This is a genomic window from Bradyrhizobium sp. Ken51, from assembly GCF_055807435.1.
In genome coordinates, this window is record NZ_JBVVPB010000170.1 from 1 (window position 1) to 271 (window position 271).

Genomic DNA, 271 nt, shown 5'->3' on the forward strand with positions numbered 1-271 from the left:
TCGGAGCGCTTCCGCTGAAGGCGGACCCGCTCGCGCTCGGGAGCGATGCGATCAACCAGCTTCTGGACCTGACTCGCTTGTTCGAACTGCAGCATGCGCTCAGCAGGCCAGGTCTCGCATTGTTTGACGTGCTGCAGCGCTTGCTGCCTGACGCCGGTTACCCCAATACGGCCTTTGCGGGCGACGTATCGGCGCTGACCGGCTGGTCCACTGCAGACGTCACGGCATTGACGGCGTCGGCCAGCGGTCTCGCCGCAGTCTATCCGGCGAG

The 271-nt window shown here is 65.3% G+C and carries 1 protein-coding gene; it reads left to right on the top strand.

Annotation, left to right across the window (positions count from 1 at the left end):
- On the top strand, window positions 1–271 hold a 271-nt coding region (locus AC0L27_RS41340), incomplete at both ends, for a hypothetical protein (RefSeq protein ID WP_473323886.1).